At 57.0% G+C, this 18660-nt stretch carries 13 protein-coding genes, 2 rRNA genes and 2 pseudogenes (1 of these 17 running past the window's edge); 11 read left to right on the top strand and 6 right to left on the bottom strand.

Translation table 11 applies throughout. The annotated features are described in order from the left end of the window. Nucleotides 1-2 precede the first annotated feature (2 nt). The 10 genes from nuoE (at nucleotide 3) to nuoN (ending at nucleotide 11997) form a co-directional block, all read left to right on the top strand. Nucleotides 3-500: an NADH-quinone oxidoreductase subunit NuoE gene (gene nuoE / locus RHM65_RS14880; RefSeq protein WP_322165211.1), complete on the top strand. Its 498-nt coding sequence runs from the start codon at nucleotides 3-5 to the stop codon at nucleotides 498-500. After that, nucleotides 497-1855 carry an NADH-quinone oxidoreductase subunit NuoF gene (nuoF, locus tag RHM65_RS14875; RefSeq protein ID WP_322165212.1) on the top strand — a complete coding sequence of 453 codons (1359 nt, stop codon included), beginning with the start codon at nucleotides 497-499 and terminating at the stop codon, nucleotides 1853-1855. The genes nuoE and nuoF overlap by 4 nt, the downstream gene beginning before the upstream one ends. Before the next feature lie 138 nt (nucleotides 1856-1993). Next, nucleotides 1994-4711, top strand: coding sequence for an NADH-quinone oxidoreductase subunit NuoG (gene nuoG, locus RHM65_RS14870; protein WP_322165213.1), 2718 nt, complete (start codon nucleotides 1994-1996; stop codon nucleotides 4709-4711). Then, nucleotides 4708-5715, top strand: coding sequence for an NADH-quinone oxidoreductase subunit NuoH (gene nuoH, locus RHM65_RS14865; RefSeq protein WP_322165214.1), 1008 nt, complete (start codon nucleotides 4708-4710; stop codon nucleotides 5713-5715). The genes nuoG and nuoH overlap by 4 nt, the downstream gene beginning before the upstream one ends. Before the next feature lie 10 nt (nucleotides 5716-5725). Further along, entirely contained in the window at nucleotides 5726-6274 is a 549-nt protein-coding gene (gene nuoI / locus RHM65_RS14860) for an NADH-quinone oxidoreductase subunit NuoI (protein WP_322165215.1), read from the top strand. 9 nt (nucleotides 6275-6283) lie between these two features. After that, nucleotides 6284-6793 (top strand): NADH-quinone oxidoreductase subunit J, encoded by a 510-nt coding sequence (nuoJ, locus tag RHM65_RS14855; RefSeq protein ID WP_322165216.1) that lies wholly within the window; start codon nucleotides 6284-6286, stop codon nucleotides 6791-6793. Then, on the top strand, nucleotides 6790-7098 hold the full coding sequence (nuoK, locus tag RHM65_RS14850) for an NADH-quinone oxidoreductase subunit NuoK (protein ID WP_219064405.1): 309 nt from the start codon (nucleotides 6790-6792) through the stop codon (nucleotides 7096-7098). The genes nuoJ and nuoK overlap by 4 nt, the downstream gene beginning before the upstream one ends. Then, nucleotides 7095-8948: an NADH-quinone oxidoreductase subunit L gene (gene nuoL / locus RHM65_RS14845; protein ID WP_322165217.1), complete on the top strand. Its 1854-nt coding sequence runs from the start codon at nucleotides 7095-7097 to the stop codon at nucleotides 8946-8948. The genes nuoK and nuoL overlap by 4 nt, the downstream gene beginning before the upstream one ends. A gap of 39 nt (nucleotides 8949-8987) precedes the next feature. Beyond that, entirely contained in the window at nucleotides 8988-10520 is a 1533-nt protein-coding gene (gene nuoM, locus RHM65_RS14840) for an NADH-quinone oxidoreductase subunit M (RefSeq protein ID WP_322183762.1), read from the top strand. Between the two features lie 7 nt (nucleotides 10521-10527). Further along, nucleotides 10528-11997 carry an NADH-quinone oxidoreductase subunit NuoN gene (nuoN, locus tag RHM65_RS14835; protein ID WP_322165220.1) on the top strand — a complete coding sequence of 490 codons (1470 nt, stop codon included), beginning with the start codon at nucleotides 10528-10530 and terminating at the stop codon, nucleotides 11995-11997. 64 nt (nucleotides 11998-12061) lie between these two features. Here the strand turns inward: nuoN and RHM65_RS14830 are convergent, their stop codons facing one another. The 4 genes and pseudogenes from RHM65_RS14830 to RHM65_RS14820 all read right to left on the bottom strand — a co-directional run. Further along, nucleotides 12062-13126 carry an AI-2E family transporter gene (locus tag RHM65_RS14830; protein ID WP_322165221.1) on the bottom strand — a complete coding sequence of 355 codons (1065 nt, stop codon included), beginning with the start codon at nucleotides 13124-13126 and terminating at the stop codon, nucleotides 12062-12064. Nucleotides 13127-13290: 164 nt separating this feature from the next. Beyond that, nucleotides 13291-14046 (bottom strand): methyl-accepting chemotaxis protein, encoded by a 756-nt coding sequence (locus tag RHM65_RS25385; protein ID WP_416195142.1) that lies wholly within the window; start codon nucleotides 14044-14046, stop codon nucleotides 13291-13293. A 102-nt stretch (nucleotides 14047-14148) separates the two neighbouring features. Continuing rightward, nucleotides 14149-14883 (bottom strand): annotated as a pseudogene (locus RHM65_RS25380) (cache domain-containing protein); the annotation flags it as partial. Nucleotides 14884-15110: 227 nt separating this feature from the next. Beyond that, nucleotides 15111-16119 (bottom strand): annotated as a pseudogene (locus RHM65_RS14820) (ATP-binding protein); the annotation flags it as partial. An 83-nt stretch (nucleotides 16120-16202) separates the two neighbouring features. Between RHM65_RS14820 and queD the strand changes: the two are divergent. Beyond that, the gene (gene queD / locus RHM65_RS14815) at nucleotides 16203-16559 is read left to right on the top strand and encodes a 6-carboxytetrahydropterin synthase QueD (RefSeq protein ID WP_297834181.1); all 357 of its coding nucleotides are present in this window, start codon (nucleotides 16203-16205) and stop codon (nucleotides 16557-16559) included. A 123-nt stretch (nucleotides 16560-16682) separates the two neighbouring features. Here queD and rrf read toward each other — a convergent pair. Both rrf and RHM65_RS14805 read right to left on the bottom strand, forming a co-directional pair. Beyond that, nucleotides 16683-16798 (bottom strand): 5S ribosomal RNA (gene rrf, locus RHM65_RS14810). Nucleotides 16799-16939: 141 nt separating this feature from the next. After that, nucleotides 16940-18660, bottom strand: a 23S ribosomal RNA gene (locus tag RHM65_RS14805) (it continues 1170 nt past the right edge of the window).

Below are 18660 nucleotides of genomic sequence, written 5' to 3'. Positions count from 1 at the left end.
GCATGAATAGCACGCTGATCCAGACAGACCGTTTCGCCCTGAGCGAAACCGAGCGCTCGGCCATCGAGCACGAGATGCATCACTACGAAGACCCGCGCGCGGCGTCTATCGAAGCGTTGAAAATTGTTCAAAAGGAACGTGGCTGGGTGCCGGATGGCGCTATTTATGCCATCGGCGAACTCCTTGGCATTCCTGCCAGCGACGTAGAAGGCGTGGCGACGTTCTATAGCCAGATCTTCCGCCAGCCGGTCGGTCGCCACATCATTCGCGTGTGCAACAGCATGGTCTGCTTTATTGCCGGCCACGAGTCTGTGCTCAGCGAGATTCAGTCTTCGCTGGGTATCGTCCCGGGGCAAACCACGGCCGATGACCGCTTCACCTTGCTGCCTGTCTGCTGCTTGGGCAATTGCGACAAGGCCCCGGCCGTGATGGTCGATGACGATACATTTGGCAACGTGCAGCCTGGCGGTGTGGCCAAAATGTTGGAGGGTTACCTATGACCATCACTTCCTTCGGCCCCGCCAATACCATTGCGCGCGCGCCGGAAACTCACCCGCTGACTTGGCGCTTGCGCGATGACGGCGAGCCGGTGTGGTTGGACGAATACCAGCGCAAGGACGGCTATGCAGCCGCGCGCAAGGTATTGGCCGAGCTGTCGCCGGACGAGATCGTTCAAGCGGTCAAGGACTCCGGCCTCAAGGGCCGCGGCGGTGCGGGTTTCCCCACCGGCGTGAAATGGGGCCTGATGCCGAAAGACGATTCCATGAACATCCGATACTTGCTGTGCAACGCGGATGAAATGGAACCGAACACCTGGAAAGACCGGATGTTGATGGAGCAACTGCCCCATCTGCTGATTGAAGGCATGTTGATCAGCGCTCGTGCGTTGAAAGCCTATCGCGGCTACATCTTCCTGCGCGGCGAATACACCACCGCAGCGGTGCACCTGCGCCGTGCAGTGAAAGAAGCCGAAGCGGCCGGTCTGCTCGGTAAAAACATTCTGGGCACCGGTTTCGATTTCGAACTGATCGTCCACACCGGCGCCGGGCGTTACATCTGCGGCGAAGAAACCGCGCTGATCAATTCCCTGGAAGGCCGTCGCGCCAACCCACGTTCCAAGCCGCCCTTCCCGGCGGCCGTGGGTGTGTGGGGTAAGCCGACCTGCGTGAACAACGTTGAAACCCTGTGCAACGTCCCGGCCATCGTCGCCAACGGCAACGATTGGTACAAAGCCATCGCGCGTCCAGGCAGCGAAGACATGGGCACCAAGCTCATGGGCTTCTCCGGCAAGGTGAAGAACCCTGGCCTGTGGGAGCTGCCGTTCGGCTTGCCGGCTCGCGAGTTATTCGAAGATTACGCAGGCGGCATGCGCGACGGCTTCAAGCTCAAGTGCTGGCAACCAGGCGGCGCCGGTACGGGGTTCCTGCTACCTGAGCATCTGGACTGCCTGTTTTATGCCGGTGGCGTCGCCAAAGTCGGCACGCGGATGGGCACCGGTCTGGCCATGGCCGTGGATGACAAAGTCAACATGGTGTCGCTGATGCGCAACTTGGAAGAGTTCTTCTCCCAAGAGTCTTGCGGCTTCTGCACCCCATGCCGTGATGGTTTGCCATGGAGCGTAAAGATTTTGCGCGCCATCGAAAACGGCGAAGGTCAACCGGGCGATATCGAAACGCTGTTGGGGTTGGTCAACTTCCTCGGCCCTGGCAAAACCTTCTGTGCCCACGCACCGGGCGCCGTGGAACCGCTGGGCGCAGCCATTAAGTATTTCCGGTCGGAATTCGAAGCCGGTATCGCGCCAGCACGTGCGGGCAGCCTGACTCAGGTGATCAGTCCGACAGTGGTTGGCGCATAACAAGATAGAAAAGGTCGGCAGCCCATAAAGCCGCCGACCTCGTACCCGATGACGTCCTGACGGGCTGTTTGATACGGGTTGCACCGAGATTCCATTAGCCACGCCCGCTGACATCGGGCCAACGAAGAACTTTGAACCATGGCCACTATCCACGTAGACGGCAAAGCGCTCGAGGTCGATGGCGCAGACAACCTGTTACAGGCATGTCTGTCGCTGGGCCTCGATATTCCCTATTTCTGCTGGCACCCCGCCCTTGGCAGCGTTGGCGCTTGTCGCCAATGCGCAGTTAAGCAGTTCACCGACGAGAACGACACCCGTGGTCGTATCGTCATGTCCTGCATGACCCCCGCCACCGACGGCAGCTGGATTTCCATCGACGACCAGGAAGCGAAAATGTTTCGCGCCAGCGTCGTCGAATGGCTAATGACCAACCATCCGCACGACTGCCCAGTCTGCGAAGAAGGCGGTCACTGTCACCTGCAAGACATGACAGTAATGACGGGACACAACGAACGTCGCTATCGCTTCACCAAGCGCACGCACCAGAACCAGGAACTCGGCCCGTTCATCGCTCACGAGATGAACCGCTGCATCGCCTGCTACCGTTGCGTCCGCTTCTATAAAGACTACGCCGGCGGCACTGACCTCGGCGTTTTCGGTGCCCACGACAACGTGTACTTCGGTCGCGTTGAAGACGGCGCGCTGGAAAGCGAGTTCTCCGGCAACCTCACCGAGGTTTGCCCGACCGGTGTCTTCACCGACAAGACTCACTCCGAGCGTTACAACCGTAAATGGGACATGCAGTTCTCGCCGAGCATTTGCCACGGCTGTTCGAGCGGTTGCAACATTAGCCCCGGTGAACGTTATGGCGAAATTCGTCGTATCGAAAACCGCTACAACGGTTCGGTAAACCAGTATTTCCTGTGTGACCGTGGCCGCTTCGGTTATGGCTACGTTAACCGCGAAGACCGTCCGCGCCAGCCGCTGTTGGCTCACGGCATGGTCAAGCTGGGTCTGGACGCCGCCCTTGATAAAGCCGCTGATTTATTGCGCGGTCGCAACATCGTCGGCATCGGTTCACCGCGTGCCAGCCTCGAGAGCAACTACGCGCTTCTCGAACTGGTAGGTGCCGAGCATTTCTACTCAGGTATCGAAGCGGGTGAACTGGCGCGTATTCAACTGATCGCCAAGGTCTTGAAAGACAGTCCGCTGCCGATCCCGACCCTGCGCGACATCGAAGATCACGATGCGATTTTCGTCCTTGGCGAAGACTTGACCCAAACCGCAGCGCGTATGGCTTTGGGCCTGCGCCAAGCGGTCAAAGGCAAAGCCGAAGATATGGCCGCGGCGATGAAAGTCCAGCCGTGGCTCGACGCTGCTGTTAAAAACATTGGTCAACACGCGCTGAACCCATTGTTCATCGCCAGCCTTGCCGAGACCCGTCTCGATGATGTTGCCGAAGAATGCGTTCACGCAGCACCGGACGACCTGGCCCGTATCGGTTTCGCCGTCGCCCACGCCATTGACGCCAGCGCGCCAGCGGTAGAAGGCCTGGACAGCGAAGCCCTTGAACTGGCTCAGCGTATCGCCACCGCCCTGCTCGCCGCCAAGCGCCCATTGATCATCTCCGGTAGCTCCTTAGGTTCAACCGCGCTGATCGAAGCTGCGGCAAACATTGCCAAAGCGTTGAAGCTGCAAGACAAGCAAGGCTCGATCAGCCTGATCGTGCCTGAAGCCAACAGCCTCGGCCTGGCGATGCTCGGCGGCGGGTCCCTCGACGACGCGCTGCACGCCGTGATTTCCGGCAAAGCCGACGCCATGGTGGTGTTGGAGAACGACCTGTTTACCCGTGTTGACGCCGCGACTGTCAATGCCGCGTTCAAGGCCACCAAGGTGCTGATCGTTGCTGACCACCAAAAAACCCCGACCAGCGATCGCGCTGATCTGGTGTTGCCGGCGGCCAGTTTTGCGGAAGGCGATGGCACGTTGGTTAGCCAGGAAGGCCGCGCCCAGCGCTTCTTCCAGGTCTATGACCCAACGTACCTCGACGCTGGCATTCTGATCCATGAAGGCTGGCGTTGGTTGCACGCCTTGCGCTCGACACTGCTGAACAAGCCGATTGACTGGACTCAGCTTGATCACGTCACCGCTGCGGTTGCTAGCAGCACTGCGCAGCTGGCCGGCATCGTTAACGCAGCGCCGTCCGCGTCGTTCCGCATCAAAGGTCTGAAGCTGGCGCGCGAACCGCTGCGTTACAGCGGCCGTACCGCCATGCGCGCCAACATCAGCGTGCATGAACCGCGTACGTCGCAGGACAAAGACACCGCATTCTCGTTCTCGATGGAAGGTTATTCGGGCTCGGTCGAACCTCGTCAACAGGTGCCGTTCGCCTGGTCGCCGGGTTGGAATTCGCCGCAAGCCTGGAACAAGTTTCAGGACGAAGTCGGTGGTCACTTGCGTGCCGGTGACCCAGGTGCACGTTTGATCGAAACCCAAGGCGACAATTTGTCCTGGTTCGCCAGCGTACCGGGCGCGTTTTCGCCGGCTCGCGGAACGTGGCAAGTGGTGCCGTTCTATCACCTGTTTGGCAGCGACGAAACGTCGTCCAAAGCCGCTCCGGTTCAAGAGCGTATTCCAGCCGCCTATGTCGCGCTTGCCAAGTCGGAAGCCGATCGCCTGGGTGTCAACGAAGGCGCACTGCTTAGCCTGAACATTGATGGCCAAACCCTGCGCTTGCCGCTGCGAATCAGCGAAGAGTTGGGCGCCGGTCTGGTGGCTCTGCCTTCGGGTCTGGCTGGGATTCCGCCAGCGCTGTTTGGCAAAACCGTTGATGGTCTGCAGGAGGCAGCACTATGACTTGGTTTACCCCTGTCGTGATCGACTCGATCATCGCGGTCGTCAAAGCCATTGTGATTCTATTGGCCGTGGTGGTCAGTGGCGCCCTGTTAAGCTGGGTCGAGCGTCGTCTGCTTGCCCTCTGGCAAGACCGTTACGGTCCGAACCGGGTCGGCCCATTTGGTGCGTTTCAGATCGCTGCCGACATGATCAAGATGTTCTTCAAGGAAGACTGGACACCGCCGTTCGCCGACAAGGTGATTTTCACCTTGGCTCCGGTGGTGGCCATGAGCGCCTTGTTGATCGCCTTCGCGATTATCCCGGTCACCGAAAGCTGGGTCATCGCTGACCTGAACATCGGCATCCTGTTCTTCTTCGCCATGGCTGGTTTGTCGGTCTACGCGGTGTTGTTCGCCGGTTGGTCGAGTAACAATAAGTTTGCCTTGCTCGGCAGTCTGCGGGCCTCGGCCCAGACCGTGTCCTATGAAGTGTTCATGGGCCTGTCATTGATGGGCATCGTGGTCCAGGTCGGCTCATTCAACATGGGCGATATCGTCCAGTACCAAGCCCAACACCTGTGGTTCATCATTCCGCAGTTCTTCGGCTTCTGTACGTTCTTTATTGCTGGCGTCGCGGTGACTCACCGTCACCCATTCGACCAGCCGGAAGCGGAGCAGGAACTGGCCGACGGTTACCACATCGAATATGCAGGCATGAAGTGGGGCATGTTCTTTGTCGGTGAGTACATCGGCATTGTGCTGATCTCGGCATTGCTGGTGACCCTGTTCTTCGGCGGCTGGCATGGTCCGTTCAACATTCTGCCTTCGCTGTCGTTTATCTGGTTCGCCTTGAAGACCGGGTTCTTCATCATGCTGTTCATTCTGTTGCGTGCGTCTATTCCGCGCCCACGGTATGACCAAGTGATGGATTTCAGCTGGAAATTCTGCCTGCCGCTGACCCTGATCAATTTGTTGGTGACCGCTGCGATCGTGTTGTTAAGCACGCCCGCTGGCGCGGTTCAGTGAGGATATAACCATGCTCAAGTATCTAATTGGCATCGTGCATGGCACCTACACCCAGCTTCGCAGCTTGGTGATGGTGTTCTCGCATGCATTCCGCAAGCGCGACACGTTGCAGTACCCGGAAGAAGCGGTTTACCTGCCGCCCCGCTACCGTGGCCGTATTGTCCTGACCCGTGACCCTGACGGCGAAGAACGTTGCGTAGCGTGCAACCTGTGCGCCGTGGCCTGCCCGGTCGGTTGCATCTCGTTGCAGAAAGCCGAAACCGACGACGGTCGCTGGTACCCGGAGTTTTTCCGCATCAACTTCTCGCGCTGCATTTTCTGTGGCCTCTGCGAGGAAGCCTGCCCGACCACCGCGATCCAGCTGACACCGGATTTCGAAATGGCCGAGTTCAAACGTCAGGATCTGGTTTACGAGAAGGAAGATCTGTTGATCTCCGGCCCTGGTAAAAACCCTGATTACAACTTCTATCGCGTTGCCGGTATGGCCATCGCCGGTAAGCCTAAAGGCTCCGCGCAGAATGAAGCCCAGCCGATCAACGTGAAGAGCTTGCTGCCTTAAGGAAGAAAGATGGAATTTGCTTTCTATTTCGCGTCCGGCGTCGCTGTTGTGTCCACCCTTCGGGTGATCACCAACACCAACCCGGTGCACGCCCTGCTCTACCTGATCATTTCGCTGATTGCTGTGGCGATGACGTTTTTCAGCCTCGGCGCGCCGTTTGCCGGGGTACTGGAGGTCATCGCTTACGCTGGCGCCATCATGGTTCTGTTCGTGTTTGTGGTGATGATGCTGAACCTGGGTCCTGCCTCGGTGCAGCAAGAACGTGTCTGGCTCAAGCCTGGCATCTGGACGGGGCCGGTTATTCTCGGCGTCCTGTTGCTGGGTGAATTGTTGTATGTGCTGTTCAACAATTCCACCGGCGCTGCCATCGGCCACACCACTGTAGACGCCAAGGCCGTGGGCATCAGCCTGTTCGGTCCTTATCTGTTGGTGGTTGAACTGGCCTCCATGCTGCTGCTTGCAGCGGCGGTGACGGCATTCCATCTCGGCCGCAGTGAGAGCGAAGGAGCTAAGCCATGAATGCAATACCTCTAGAGCATGGTCTGGCGGTTGCCGGCATCCTGTTCTGCCTTGGCCTGGTCGGCCTGATGGTGCGGCGCAACATCCTCTTCGTGCTGATGAGCCTGGAGATCATGATGAACGCGTCAGCTCTGGCCTTCGTCGTCGCCGGCAGCCGTTGGGCACAGCCGGATGGACAGATCATGTTCATTCTGGTGATCAGCCTTGCGGCCGCCGAGGCCAGTATTGGCCTGGCGATCCTGATGCAGTTGTATCGCCGCTTCCACACTCTCGATATCGACGCTGCCAGCGAGATGCGCGGATGAACCTTCTCTTTCTGACATTCGTATTCCCCCTGATTGGTTTCCTGCTGCTGTCGTTTTCTCGCGGGAAAATCTCTGAAAACCTGGCCGCGCTGATTGGCGTTGGCTCCATTGGTTTATCAGCCATTGTTGCTGCCTGGGTCATCTTCCAGTTCAACGTTTCCCCGCCCGAAGGTGGCCATGTCACTTACGTGCTGTGGCGTTGGATGTCGGTGGATGGCCTAGAACCTAACTTCGCCCTGTACCTGGACGGCCTGTCGATCACCATGTTGGGTGTGGTGGTGGGCGTTGGCTTTCTGATTCACCTGTTCGCGTCCTGGTACATGCGCGGTGAGGCCGGTTACTCGCGCTTCTTCGCCTATACCAACCTGTTTATTGCCAGCATGCTGTTTCTGATCCTCGGCGATAACCTGATGTTCCTGTACTTGGGTTGGGAAGGCGTAGGCCTGTGCAGCTACTTGTTGATCGGTTTCTATTACAGCAACCGCAACAACGGTAACGCCGCACTCAAAGCCTTTATCGTGACCCGGATCGGCGATGTGTTCATGGCCATCGGCCTGTTCATTCTGTTCCAGCAACTGGGAACGTTGAACATTCAAGAGCTGCTGGTCCGCGCACCGCAGCACTTCGCCACCGGTGACTTCTGGATCGTGTTCGCGACCTTGATGCTGCTCGGCGGCGCTGTCGGTAAATCCGCACAACTGCCGCTGCAAACGTGGCTGGCGGATGCAATGGCGGGTCCGACGCCAGTTTCCGCGTTGATCCACGCCGCTACCATGGTGACCGCCGGTGTCTACCTGATCGCCCGGACCCACGGTCTGTTCGAGCTGGCACCGAACGTTCTGCACTTGGTCGGTATCGTTGGTGGTGTCACGCTGGTGTTGGCGAGTTTTGCGGCGCTGGTCCAGACCGACATCAAACGCATCCTCGCGTACTCGACCATGAGCCAGATCGGCTACATGTTCTTGGCCTTGGGCGTTGGCGCTTGGGAGGGTGCGATTTTCCACCTGATGACCCATGCGTTCTTCAAGGCGCTGTTGTTCCTTGCGTCTGGCTCGGTAATCGTTGCCTGCCACCACGAGCAGAACATCTTCAAGATGGGCGGTTTGTGGAAAAAGCTGCCGCTGGCTTACACCAGCTTCATCGTTGGTGGCGCCGCGTTGTCTGCTCTGCCTCTGATCACTGCGGGCTTCTACTCCAAGGATGAAATTCTTTGGGAAGCGTTCGCCAGCGGTAATCACGCGCTGCTGTATGCAGGTCTGTTCGGTGCGTTCATGACGTCGCTGTACACCTTCCGCCTGATCTTCATCGCCTTCCACGGCGAAGCCAAGACTGAAGCCCACGCGGGTAAAGGCATTGCACATTGGTTGCCGCTGTCGGTGCTGATTGTTCTGTCGACCTTCATCGGTGCATTGATCACTCCACCGCTGGCCAGTGTGCTGCCGCAAAGTGTTGGGCATGCCGGTGGCGCCGCCAAAGACAGCCTGGAAATCGCCTCTGGCGCCATCGCCCTGGCCGGTATTCTGCTGGCGGCGATGCTGTTCCTTGGCAAGCGCCGCATTGCGACGGCCATTGCCGATAGCGACGTGGGTCGTTTCCTCTCGGCCTGGTGGTTCGCGGCATGGGGCTTCGATTGGTTGTACGACAAACTCTTCGTCAAGCCGTATCTGATGATCAGCCACGTGCTACGCAAAGACCCGCTCGACCACATGATTGGCTTGATCCCGCGTCTGGTCAAAGGCGGCAACACCGCCATGAGCCGCACCGAGACCGGCCAACTGCGTTGGTACGCTGCTTCAATGGCTGCAGGCGCTGTATTGGTGCTCGGCGCCATCGTGCTGGTTGCGGTCTGATATGAACCTTGCGAATTTGCGAAAGGAAATGAGCCCGTCATGATTCTGCCTTGGCTAATCCTGATCCCCTTTATCGGTGGCCTGCTGTGTTGGCAAGGTGAGCGCTTCGGCGCCACCCTGCCACGCTGGATCGCGCTGCTGACCATGTCTCTGGAACTTGCTCTCGGCCTTTGGCTGTGGGGCACCGGTGACTTCCATCTTGCCCCGGCGCCCGGCGTCGACCCTACTTGGGCAGTTGAATTCAAGCAGCAGTGGATCGCCCGCTTCGGCATCAGCGTTCACTTGGCCCTCGATGGCTTATCGCTGCTAATGGTGCTGCTGACCGGCATGCTCGGTATCTTGTCGGTGTTGTGTTCGTGGAAGGAGATCCAACGTAACGTCGGTTTCTTCCACCTCAACCTGATGTGGATTCTGGGCGGCGTGATCGGCGTGTTCCTCGCCATCGACCTGTTCATGTTCTTCTTCTTCTGGGAAATGATGCTGGTGCCGATGTATTTCCTCATCGCGCTCTGGGGTCACAGCTCATCGGACGGCAAGAAAACCCGAATCTATGCAGCGACCAAGTTCTTCATCTTCACTCAGGCCAGCGGCTTGATCATGTTGGTGGCGATCCTCGGCCTGGTGATGGTCCACTTCAACAGCACCGGGGTGATCACCTTTGATTACACCCAACTGCTGAAGACCAAACTGGCGCCGGGTACTGAATACATTCTGATGCTGGGCTTCTTCGTCGCGTTTGCGGTGAAACTGCCGGTGGTGCCATTCCACTCCTGGCTACCCGATGCTCACGCCCAGGCACCGACGGCAGGTTCTGTTGACCTCGCCGGTATCCTGTTGAAGACAGCGGCCTATGGTTTGCTGCGCTTCGCCCTGCCGCTGTTCCCGAATGCCTCGGCGGAGTTCGCGCCGATTGCCATGACGCTGGGCCTGATCGGTATCTTCTACGGCGCGTTCCTGGCGTTTGCGCAGACCGACATCAAGCGCTTGATCGCGTTCTCCAGCGTGTCGCACATGGGTTTCGTGTTGATCGGGATTTACTCCGGCAGCCAGCTGGCCCTGCAAGGTGCCGTGATCCAGATGCTCGCTCACGGTATCTCGGCAGCGGCCCTGTTTATTCTCAGCGGCCAGTTGTACGAACGTCTGCACACCCGTGACATGCGTGAAATGGGGGGTATCTGGTCGCGGATCGCTTACTTGCCGGCAATCAGCCTGTTCTTCGCCGCCGCGTCACTGGGCCTGCCTGCCACGGGTAACTTTGTTGGTGAGTTCCTGATTCTGATCGGTACCTTCGTCAACTCCCCGTGGATCACCGGGATTGCTACAGCGGGTCTGGTGTTCGGTTCGGTTTACTCGTTGATCATGATCCACCGCGCTTATTTCGGCCCTTCCAAGTCGGAAGAAGTCTTGCACGGTATGGACGCACGTGAGCTGCTCATGGTGCTCGGTCTGGCGGCATTGCTGGTTTACATCGGCGTGTACCCACAACCGTTCCTCGATACCTCTGCCGCCACGATGCATGGCGTGCAGCAATGGCTCGGCACTGCCTTCACTCAACTTGCTTCGGCCCGGTAAGAGCGATATGGACCTGACGATTCAACACTTTATTGCGCTTGCGCCGCTGCTGATTACCAGCCTCACCGTTGTTGTGGTGATGCTGGGAATCGCATGGCGTCGCAATCACTCGCAAACTTTCCTGCTCACCGTGGGCGGTCTTAACCTGGCGCTGCTGTCAATCTACCCAGCAATGAAAGTAGCGCCGCTGGTGGTCACCCCGCTGTTGCAGATCGATAACTTTGCTTGCCTGTACATGGCGCTGATCCTGGCGGCGACGCTGGCTTGCGTCACCTTGGCTCACGCCTATCTGGGCGAGAAGACGACAGGCTATCCGGGTAACCGCGAAGAACTTTACTTGCTGATCCTGATGGCTGCGGCCGGTGGGCTGGTATTGGTCAGCGCGCAACACTTGGCAAGCTTGTTTATCGGCCTGGAACTGCTGTCGGTGCCGGTTTATGGCTTGGTGGCATACGCCTACTTCAACAAGCGCTCTCTTGAAGGCGGCATCAAGTACATGGTGCTGTCGGCTGCCGGCTCTGCGTTTCTGCTGTTCGGCATGGCGTTGCTGTATGCCGAATCAGGCTCGTTGAGCTTCAGCGGCATCGGCCATGCGTTAGCGGCTACAGGCTACCCCAGCCCCATCGCACAGCTGGGCTTGGCGATGATGCTGGTCGGTCTGGCGTTCAAGCTGTCGTTGGTACCGTTTCACTTGTGGACCCCGGACGTGTACGAGGGCGCCCCTGCCCCGGTAGCGGCGTTCCTGGCAACCGCGAGTAAAGTTGCGGTATTCGCGGTACTGGTCCGTCTGTTCCAGATTTCACCGGCGGCCAGCAGCGGTGTGGTGTACACCGTCATGGCAGTGATCGCCGTTGCGTCGATCCTGATCGGTAACTTGCTGGCCTTAACCCAGACTAACCTCAAGCGGCTGCTGGGTTACTCGTCAATCGCTCACTTCGGTTACCTGATGATTGCGTTGGTAGCCAGCAAGGGCATTGCCGTCGAAGCCATCGGTGTTTACTTGGTGACCTATGTCATTACGACCCTTGGGGCTTTCGGAGTCGTGACGTTGATGTCTTCGCCGTACAGTGGTCGCGATGCCGACGCCTTGTTCGAGTTCCGCGGCCTGTTCTGGCGTCGTCCGTACCTGACAGCCGTGATGACCGTGATGATGCTGTCATTGGCGGGTATCCCGTTGACCGTTGGCTTCATCGGCAAGTTCTACATCATCGCGACCGGTGTGGAATCGCACTTGTGGTGGCTGACTGGTACGCTGGTGATTGGTAGCGCCATCGGCCTGTTCTATTACCTGCGAGTGATGGTCACGCTGTTTCTAGTGGAACCTACCCTGCACCGCCACGATGCCCCGTTTAACTGGGCACAACGTACCGGCGGCGTGATGCTGCTGGTGATCGCGGTGTTGGCGTTCATCCTCGGCGTGTACCCACAACCGTTGCTGGACATGGTGCATCACGCTGGCCTGCAACTGGTCAGCTGATTTTTGATTCACCCGCACTTAAAAAGCCCTGCATTTGCAGGGCTTTTTATTGGCCACTAGAAAGTCACCCTGGCAGGTGCACGGTTTGTTTCGCTTCGGTGAACAGGGCCCACGTAGACATGAACAAGGCGGCGACCATCGGGCCGATGACAAATCCGTTGAGTCCAAAGACCGCCATGCCACCTAAGGTCGAAATCAAGATCAGGTAGTCCGGCATCCGCGTGTCCTTACCCACCAGAATCGGGCGTAATACGGTGTCCACCAAGCCGATGACGAAGATGCCAAACAGTGTGAGCACCACCCCTTGCCAAATCATGCCGCTGAGCAAGAAGTAAGCCGCCACCGGAGCCCAAACGATGCCCGCTCCCACTGCCGGGAGTAATGAAAGAAAAGCCATCATCACTGCCCACAACAAGGCACTGGGAATATCGAGCACCCAGAAGATGAGCCCACCTAACACCCCTTGGACCACCGCCATGACGACGTTACCTTTCACCGTCGCCCGCACCACGCGATTGAATTTCAGCTGCAGACGACGCTTTTGTGGCTCCGCCAGCGGGATTGCCATGCGAATTCTGCGCACAAGGTCGTGCCCGTCGCGCAGGAAGAAAAACAGCAAGTACAACATGATGAAAAAGCTGATCACGAAATCGAACGTGCCCTGACCGAAGGTGAAGGCCTGGGTCGCGAGGTATTGACTCCCTTCCATGGACGCTTTGACGATTTTTTCCCGCAAACCATTCAAGTCACCCATTCCAACTCGGTCAAGCAGGTGCCTGAGGTACGGCGGCAATGCGTCTTTGAAATGCGCCAGGTACTTGGCGATGTCCAGTTGCCCGCTTTCGATGTTGTTGTAGACCATTGCCCCTTCTTGAACCAACAACATGCCGATAATGATGACCGGCAAGATGGCGATCAGCAGGCACACGGTCAAGGTACAGAGCGAAGTCAGGTTGCGCTTCCAGCCAAATTTCATCAGCAACCGCCGTTGCAGGGGCGCGAAGATGACGCCGAGGATCACAGCCCAAAACACGGCGCCATAAAATGGCATCAGAATCCAGATGAACGCGATGGTGACCAACACCATCAGCACCAGGAAGGTTTTGTATTGCAGCGTGGTTTCGTTCATGTCCGATCCATGTCAGTAAGACTCCGCGTTAACGCGACTTACTGATTAGTCAGCCAATCTTCGAGCGAGTGCCGTTGTTGTTCGGTCCTTGGACGGGAGAAGAGACGAGAGGAAATACCAGTAAAAAGATGGGGTAGAGCCATTGCAGCCCTACCCCGAGCAGATCAGATACGGAATTGGCCAACGAGTTTGCCCAGTCGCTGTCCCAGGTCCGCCAGGTTGCGGGAGGTTTGTGCGCTTTGTTGGGTTTGGTCGGCCACGCTGTCTACCGCTTCGGCGATCTGGTGCACGCTGCGGTTGATTTCTTCAGCCACGGAGGTTTGCTGATCTGCGGCACTGGCGATCTGTGCGTTCATCGAGTTGATGGTGCCAATCAGCGCCGCAATGGTGTCCAGTGAAGTACCCGCTTCGTTAGCCTGCGCCGAGGTGCCGTCGCCTGCTTCACTGGAGCGACGCATGGCCTCAACAGCGCCCTTCGTTCCGGTTTGAAGACGGTCAATCATGGTCTGAATTTCTTGCGTGCTCTGCTGGGTTCGACTGGCCAGTGCCCGAACTTCGTCAGCAACGACCGCGAATCCGCGACCCGCCTCACCTGCTCGCGCGGCCTCGATGGCTGCGTTGAGTGCCAGTAAGTTGGTTTGATCAGCGATGGAGCGAATCACTCCTAAAACACTTACGATCGAAGAAACATCATTCTGCAAGCTGTCCAACGACGCGCCGCTGCTGCGAATATCGTTAACCAGCGCGTGAATTTGCTTAATGCTGCCGTCCACCACACGCTTGGCCGCCTGGCCTTCCGCGTCGGTTTGCTGCGCCGCAATCGCGGCGCCCTGAGCGCTTTTTGCGACCTCATGGGCGGCGGCAGACATCTCATTGATCGCGGTAGCCACCTGATCAGTTTCTTGGCGCTGACGGTCCATGGCCTTTTCTGAACGGTGAGCCTGGTCCGACACCTCAGTGACCAATCCAGACAACTGACTGGTCATCTCAGCGATCTGGCGCACCAGACCATGAATCTTGTCGACGAAACGGTTGAAAGAACCTGCCAACTCGCCCAATTCGTCGTCACCTGAAACGCTCAGCCGACGGGTCAAGTCACCGTCGCCCGAGGCAATGTCGTCCAGGTTGGCTTTCATCAGGCGTAGCGGACGCACAATCGTGCCAGTCAACAGCACCCCAGCGACGGAAATGATCACCAATACCAACAGCGCAATACCAACGATGCTTATCAACATGTTGTGCATGCGCTCGTCGACATTCTTCTCCACAGCCGCTACCTGGGCTTCAATGCCCGCAATGCTGACGGAGGAACCAACCGCCATATCCCATTTCGGCAGGTACTCGGTGTAACCCAACTTCGGAATCAATTCCTGAGGCTTACCCGGCATCGCCGAAGAATACTGCAAGTAATGCGTCCCGGCTTTGCCCACTGCTACCAGATCGCGGTTGTAATAGACGCCGTTGGCGTCACGCACGTCTTTGAAGCTTTTACCGATGTCATCGGGACTGTTGCCTTTGAACAGGCGAACGGCCTCCGAATCGTAGCCAAAGAAGTAACCTTCTTTGCCGTAGGAAATAGCGGAGAGCATTTTCACGACTTGCGCGCGGGCCACCATATCGCCTTGAGCGGAGGCATCGTACAAGGGCTTGATCGCGCCCAGCGCTACCGCAACGAAGTTTTCCAGATTTGCTTTTGCGTCGTTAAGGAGTCGCTCACGGGTGTCGTCAACTTCTTTTTTTGCCTGATCCTGCAACATGATGACGGTGGTCGCACTAATCACTAACGCGAAAATGAGCACTGGCAACACTGCCAGTGACAGTACTTTGGCCTTCAAATTGAGACGCATAAGTTTCCACTCTTATCCAGGATCCAGCGTTTTAGTTGATACATTCGTCTGGTTAGCGGCCCCGGCGTTAAAAAGTTGAGCCTCAACGGTCGGGGCATCAGGAAACGCTGTTTATGGGTAAAAAACACAAATAGCCACTATTTTTCAGGAAGTTCTATGCGCACTTGCAACCCTCCCAAGGGGCTGGTCCCCAATTCCAGGTGTGCGCCCCAGGCGTCGACGATATCGCGGACGATCCCTAGCCCCAAACCATGCCCTGGGACCTGCTCATCCAGCCGAGCGCCGCGACTGAGCATGACGTCGCGACGGGTTTCGGGAGTGCCCGGGCCGTCATCGTCAATCACCACGCAGTAAGTCGGCCAGTGGTGGATGATAGTCAGGTGGACGTTGCCGTCCGCCCACTTGCAGGCGCTGTCTAATAGGTTGCCCAACAACCCAAGGAGGTCCTCTCTCCGGGCAAATGCAATCCAGGGGCTGCGTGGTGCTGATCTGAAGGTGGCTGCCATGGACCATGCGTAGTGTCGCTAATAAGCTGGGTAACCCCGTGTCGCAGTCAAACTGGGCGCCCGCAAGCGTGTCTCCTGAAAGGCGCGCCCTGTTCAACTCGCGGGAAAGACGTAGCTCATCTGTTCAACCTGCCCGCGCAATAGCCTGCGCAAGGTAGGTTGCCCATCAAGTTCTGCACCTTCGGTAACGCTTACCAAAACCGCTAACGGGGTTTTGAGTGCATGGCCGAGTTGCCCAGCGCGTTGCGCGAGCGTTTGAGACTGTCTTCGGTGTGGGCGAGTAATGGTTAACCTGAGCCACCAGAGACTCCAACCCTACCGGAACATGAGCCTCCAGTTGTGAACGCTGCTCTCTGTGCAATTGAGCGATCTGTTCACGGATGCGTTCAAGGGGCCGCAATGCCCTACGAACGGTGAGGCCTTGCAGTACGAGCATTAACAGCAATGCAGCCATTCCGACGCCCATGCCAATTTGCCGAAAGCAATCGAAGCTGGCTTTAACTGGCGTGTAGTCCAGCGCCAGGGTGACGGACAGCAAATGGTCGAACCGTCGAAAGTCCTCACGCAACACCAGCAGCGACTGGCCGCTGTTACCCAATTCAAACTGGGTATGCAGGCCCGGTGTTGGCTCCATTGTTTCGCCCATCGGGTAAACCATTGCTGCTAAACTGCCCTTCTGCTTTTTTCGCCCTGGCGAATGCCATTTTTAGAGCTCAATACACTGTGGAAATTTTTAAAGAATTTACGTTTGAATCCGCACACCGCCTTCCTCATGTCCCCGAAGGTCACAAATGCGGACGTCTGCATGGCCACTCATTTCGCGTCGCTATCTATTTGGCGGGCAAGGTTGATCCTCATACCGGCTGGATTCGCGATTTCTCTGAAATCAAAGCGATCTTCAAGCCGCTGTACGAGCGTCTTGATCACAACTACTTAAACGATATTCCCGGTCTTGAAAATCCTACCAGCGAAGTGTTGGCCAAATGGATTTGGGAACAGCTGAAGCCTCTGCTGCCGGAGCTCTCGGCCATTCGTATTCACGAGACGTGCACCAGTGGCTGCGAGTATCGGGGCGACTGAGGTCGGCAGTTATACAAAAACCACCTGTATGGTGGTTTTTTTATGCGTTGGATTCGTCGTGGTTTTTGCTGCGTACAAACAAAACCCCTGAACGCGTAAGCGATCAGGGGTTCTGGAATTTAATCTTGACGATGACCTACTCTCACATGGGGAAACCCCACACTACCATCGGCGATGCATCGTTTCACTGCTGAGTTCGGGATGGGATCAGGTGGTTCCAATGCTCTATGGTCGTCAAGAAATTCAGTAGCCAGTGCGTGCCCTCCTGCGAGTTCACGTGCCAGCGAATGGGGATGTGATAGATCTGTGGGTTTCGAATTTTCGGTTGTGTCGTCTTCACACACCTCAATTTGCTTCATCGCAAATTGCTTGGGTGTTATATGGTCAAGCCTCACGGGCAATTAGTATGGGTTAGCTCAATGCCTCACAGCACTTACACACCCCACCTATCAACGTCGTAGTCTTCGACGGCCCTTCAGGGGACTCAAGGTCCCAGTGAGATCTCATCTTGAGGCTAGTTTCCCGCTTAGATGCTTTCAGCGGTTATCTATTCCGAACATAGCTACCCGGCAATGCCACTGGCGTGACAACCGGAACACCAGAGGTTCGTCCACTCCGGTCCTCTCGTACTAGGAGCAGCCCCTCTCAAATCTCAAACGTCCACGGCAGATAGGGACCGAACTGTCTCACGACGTTCTAAACCCAGCTCGCGTACCACTTTAAATGGCGAACAGCCATACCCTTGGGACCGGCTTCAGCCCCAGGATGTGATGAGCCGACATCGAGGTGCCAAACACCGCCGTCGATATGAACTCTTGGGCGGTATCAGCCTGTTATCCCCGGAGTACCTTTTATCCGTTGAGCGATGGCCCTTCCATACAGAACCACCGGATCACTAAGACCTACTTTCGTACCTGCTCGACGTGTCTGTCTCGCAGTCAAGCGCGCTTTTGCCTTTATACTCTACGACCGATTTCCGACCGGTCTGAGCGCACCTTCGTACTCCTCCGTTACTCTTTAGGAGGAGACCGCCCCAGTCAAACTACCCACCATACACTGTCCTCGATCCGGATAACGGACCTGAGTTAGAACCTCAAAGTTGCCAGGGTGGTATTTCAAGGTTGGCTCCACGCAGACTGGCGTCCACGCTTCAAAGCCTCCCACCTATCCTACACAAGCAAATTCAAAGTCCAGTGCAAAGCTATAGTAAAGGTTCACGGGGTCTTTCCGTCTAGCCGCGGATACACTGCATCTTCACAGCGATTTCAATTTCACTGAGTCTCGGGTGGAGACAGCGCCGCCATCGTTACGCCATTCGTGCAGGTCGGAACTTACCCGACAAGGAATTTCGCTACCTTAGGACCGTTATAGTTACGGCCGCCGTTTACCGGGGCTTCGATCAAGAGCTTCGCGTTAGCTAACCCCATCAATTAACCTTCCGGCACCGGGCAGGCGTCACACCCTATACGTCCACTTTCGTGTTTGCAGAGTGCTGTGTTTTTAATAAACAGTCGCAGCGGCCTGGTATCTTCGACCGGCGTGGGCTTACGCAGTAAATGCTTCACCCTCACCGGCGCACCTTCTCCCGAAGTTACGGTGCCATTTTGCCTAGTTCCTTCACCCGAGTTCTCTCAAGCGCCTTGGTATTCTCTACCCAACCACCTGTGTCGGTTTGGGGTACGGTTCCTGGTTACCTGAAGCTTAGAAGCTTTTCTTGGAAGCATGGCATCAACCACTTCATGTGCCGAAGCACACTCGTCATCAGCTCTCGGCCTTAGAATCCCGGATTTACCTAAGATTCCAGCCTACCACCTTAAACTTGGACTACCAACGCCAAGCTGGCCTAGCCTTCTCCGTCCCTCCATCGCAATAACCAGAAGTACAGGAATATTAACCTGTTTTCCATCGACTACGCTTTTCAGCCTCGCCTTAGGGACCGACTAACCCTGCGTCGATTAACGTTGCGCAGGAAACCTTGGTCTTTCGGCGTGGGTGTTTTTCACACCCATTATCGTTACTCATGTCAGCATTCGCACTTCTGATACCTCCAGCAAGCTTCTCAACTCACCTTCACAGGCTTACAGAACGCTCCTCTACCGCA

The organism is Pseudomonas sp. CCI4.2 (assembly GCF_034350045.1).
In the GTDB taxonomy this organism is placed as follows: Bacteria; Pseudomonadota; Gammaproteobacteria; order Pseudomonadales; family Pseudomonadaceae; genus Aquipseudomonas.
Note: the sequence above shows the minus strand (reverse complement) of the source record. Positions and strands in the feature narration are given on the sequence as shown.